At 73.6% G+C, this 3,075-nt stretch carries 3 protein-coding genes; 2 read left to right on the forward strand and 1 reads right to left on the reverse strand.

Annotation, left to right across the window (positions count from 1 at the left end; all coding sequences use genetic code 11):
- Positions 1–60: 60 nt before the first annotated feature.
- Positions 61–1,047, reverse strand: coding sequence for a helix-turn-helix transcriptional regulator (locus tag FNH08_RS47875; RefSeq protein WP_152778177.1), 987 nt, complete (start codon positions 1,045–1,047; stop codon positions 61–63).
- A 189-nt stretch (positions 1,048–1,236) separates the two neighbouring features.
- On the opposite strand from FNH08_RS47875, the gene FNH08_RS47880 reads away from it, so the two are divergent.
- Both FNH08_RS47880 and pfkB read left to right on the forward strand, forming a co-directional pair.
- Complete coding sequence (locus tag FNH08_RS47880; RefSeq protein ID WP_152778178.1) at positions 1,237–2,064, forward strand: DeoR/GlpR family DNA-binding transcription regulator; 828 nt, start codon at positions 1,237–1,239, stop codon at positions 2,062–2,064.
- The gene (pfkB, locus tag FNH08_RS47885) at positions 2,061–3,008 is read left to right on the forward strand and encodes a 1-phosphofructokinase (protein ID WP_152778179.1); all 948 of its coding nucleotides are present in this window, start codon (positions 2,061–2,063) and stop codon (positions 3,006–3,008) included. The genes FNH08_RS47880 and pfkB overlap by 4 nt, the downstream gene beginning before the upstream one ends.
- Positions 3,009–3,075 lie beyond the last annotated feature (67 nt).

A 3,075-nucleotide genomic window follows, 5' to 3' on the forward strand; every position in this document is an offset into this window, starting at 1 on the left:
CCTCCCCCCCTGGCGCCGAAGCCCAGCTCCATTTCTCGCCACGTACGGACTCGTACAGACTCATCCGCCGCGTACCGGGGCCTGTCCGCCCGCCGCCCGCGTCAGTCGCGTCCCCAACTCCCGTACGTGCTCGACCAGTTCCGTCGGCTCATGCACCGTGAACTCGCAGTCGAGCAGTGCCAGCCGCACAGCCAGCCACTCCATGGGGCCCTCCGAGGTGGCCCGCAGCCGGCAGCTGAGCTCGTCGACCGCCTCGGGCGAGCCCATCCAGCGCGGCAACCGCGCCGCGACGAACTCCGCGGGCGCCGCGAACGTCACATCGAACTCGTACGCCTCCTGCCGTCGGTACATCGACTGCCGCAGATACTCCGCCGCACTCCCCGTCGGCAGCTCGCGCGGTGCGAACCGCGCGCCCGTCGCGAAGGGATCGCTGACCCGGTCCACCCGGAAGGTGCGCCAGTCGGCGCGGTCCAGGTCGTACGCGACGAGATACCAGCGCCGGCCGGTCGACACCAGCCGGTACGGCTCCGTCAGGCGCCGTGTCTCGGTGCCGTCCCCGGCGCGGTACGCGAACCGCAACCGCTCCTGCCCGGCCACCGCCGAGGCCATCACCGTCAGCGTCTCGGGCGCCACGGTCGCCCCGTCACCGCTGGTCAGGGGAGTGGTGGCGGCCTGGAGGGTGGAGACGCGGTGGCGCAGGCGCGAGGGCAGCACCTGTTCCAGCTTGGCGAGCGCCCGTACGGATGCCTCGTCCACGCCCTCGACGGCGTGCCCTGCCCCGGCGCGCAGCCCGACCGCGATCGCGACGGCCTCCTCGTCGTCCAGGACCAGCGGGGGCATGGCCTTCCCGGCCACCAGCCGGTAACCACCGTCGGACCCCTTGGTCGCCTGCACCGGATAGCCGAGCTCACGCAGCCGGTCGATGTCCCGCCGCACCGTGCGGCGGGAGACGCCGAGCCGGCCGGCGAGCTCACCGCCGGGCCACTCACGAGGCGTCTGGAGGAGGGAGAGGAGCTGCAGGAGCCGCGCCGGAGTGTCGGTCGTCATGACGTCGAGGATGCCGCACGTCTAGGCCAGGTTCTGACCTATAGCGGCTTGCTTTACTTGACTGTGGCCGCACGCACCTCCGTGCCCGTTTGTGTCTGACGAATGCCCGAACCTGTTTACTTTCTGGAAATCCAGGCGTAGCCTCCCTGCGAATCCACAAGTTCGGGCATCGGGCGGAGGCGAACGGACATGTACGCACCGGAGCGGCAGCAGGAGATCCTCCGGCTCGCCCGTGACGGCGGCCGGGTGGACGTGGTCTCGCTGGCGGAGGAGTTCCAGGTCACGGCGGAGACGATCCGGCGCGACCTGAAGGCCCTGGACAGGGCGGGCCTCGTCCGCCGCGTGCACGGCGGCGCGATCCCCGCGGGCCGGCTGGACTTCGAGCCCGACCTCGCCGAGCGCGAGGGCACCGCCATCGACGAGAAGGACCGCATCGCCCACGCCGCGCTCGCCGAGCTGCCGACCGACGGCACGGTGATCCTCGACGCGGGGACGACGATCGCCCGGCTCGCCGCCGCCATCCCGCTGGAGACCACGCTCACCGCCGTGACCCACAGCCTCCCCATCGCGGCCCGCCTCGCGGACCACCCCGGCATCCAGCTCCACCTGGTCGGCGGCCGAGTCCGGCACCGTACGCGCGCGGCCGTGGACGCCTGGGCCCTGCGGGCGTACGGCGAGATCCGCGCCGACGTGCTCTTCGTCGCCGCGAACGGCTTCTCCGCCGGACACGGACTGACCACCCCCGACCTCGCCGAGGCCGCCGTGAAGCGGGCGGCGGTGGCCGCCGCCCGCCGCGTGGTGCTGCTCGCCGACTCCTCCAAGCACGGCCAGGAGCACTTCGCCCGCTTCGGCGCCCTCAGTGACGTGGACCTGCTCATCACCGACAGCGGGCTGGGCCCCGAAGACGCCACCGCCATCGAACGCGGCGGGACGGAAGTGCTGCTCGTCCCGGGGGCCGAGGTCTTCAGCGGCTCAGCCGCGACCCCCCAGACCCCCAGCCGGAGAGACCGAGCATGATCCTCACCGTCACCCCGAACCCCTCCCTCGACCGCACCTACGAGGTCCCCTCCCTCGACCGCGGCGAGGTCATCCGGGCCACCGGCGAACGCATGGACCCGGGCGGCAAGGGCGTCAACGTGTCGCGGGCGGTCGCCGCCGCCGGACAGCGCACCGTGGCCGTCCTGCCGCTCGGCGGCGCCCCGGGCGCGCTGGTCGCGGACCTGCTCGACGCGCAGGGGATCGAGGTCGCGCGGGTACCGGTCGTGGGGGCCACCCGGTCCAACATCGCGCTCGCGGAGGCCGACGGCGTCCTGACGAAGATCAACGCACCCGGCCCCGAGCTCTCTGCGGCCGAGCAGGAACTGCTCCTGGAGACCGTGCGCGCGCAGTCCGTCGACGCCTCCTGGATCGCCTGCTGCGGCAGCCTTCCGCGTGGGCTGGCTCCGTCCTGGTACGCCGCCCTGGTCGCCCGCGCGCACGCGGCGGGCACCCGGATCGCCCTCGACACCTCCGGCCCGGCACTGCTGGCCGCCCTGCGTGAGCGCCCGGACGTCGTGAAGCCCAACGCCGAGGAACTCGCCGGGGCCGTCGGCCGCCCCCTCGCCACGGTCGGCGACGCGGTCAAGGCCGCCGAGGAACTGCGGGAGATGGGCGCGGCCGCCGTGCTCGCCAGCCTCGGCGCGGACGGCCAGGTGCTCGTGAACGACTCGGGGGCCTGGTTCGGCAGCGCCCGCGTGGACGCCGTACGCAGCAACGTCGGCGCCGGCGACTCCTCCCTGGCCGGCTTCCTGATCGCGGGTGGCGACGGCCCGGAGGCCCTCGCCTCGGCGGTGGCCCACGGCGCGGCCGCCGTCCAGCTCCCGGGCAGCGTGATGCCGACGCCGGGGGACCTGGATCCGGGCGCGGTGACGGTGACGGCGGACGTTCCGGTGGACCGAGTGCTGAGGGAGCAGGTGTCATGACGGTCGTACTTCCCCTTCCGACGGCCCCGGGCAGTGGCGGCTTCCCCTTACTCACGGCCCCCACTCC

The organism is Streptomyces spongiae, assembly GCF_009377185.1.
Taxonomy (GTDB): domain Bacteria; phylum Actinomycetota; class Actinomycetes; order Streptomycetales; family Streptomycetaceae; genus Streptomyces; species Streptomyces spongiae.

Coding starts and splice junctions, on each gene's coding strand:
- FNH08_RS47880 (WP_152778178.1), top strand. CDS start 1,237: ATGTACGCACCGGAGCGGCAGCAGGAGATCCTCCGGCTCGCCCGTGAC.
- FNH08_RS47875 (WP_152778177.1), bottom strand. CDS start 1,047: ATGACGACCGACACTCCGGCGCGGCTCCTGCAGCTCCTCTCCCTCCTC.
- pfkB (WP_152778179.1), top strand. CDS start 2,061: ATGATCCTCACCGTCACCCCGAACCCCTCCCTCGACCGCACCTACGAG.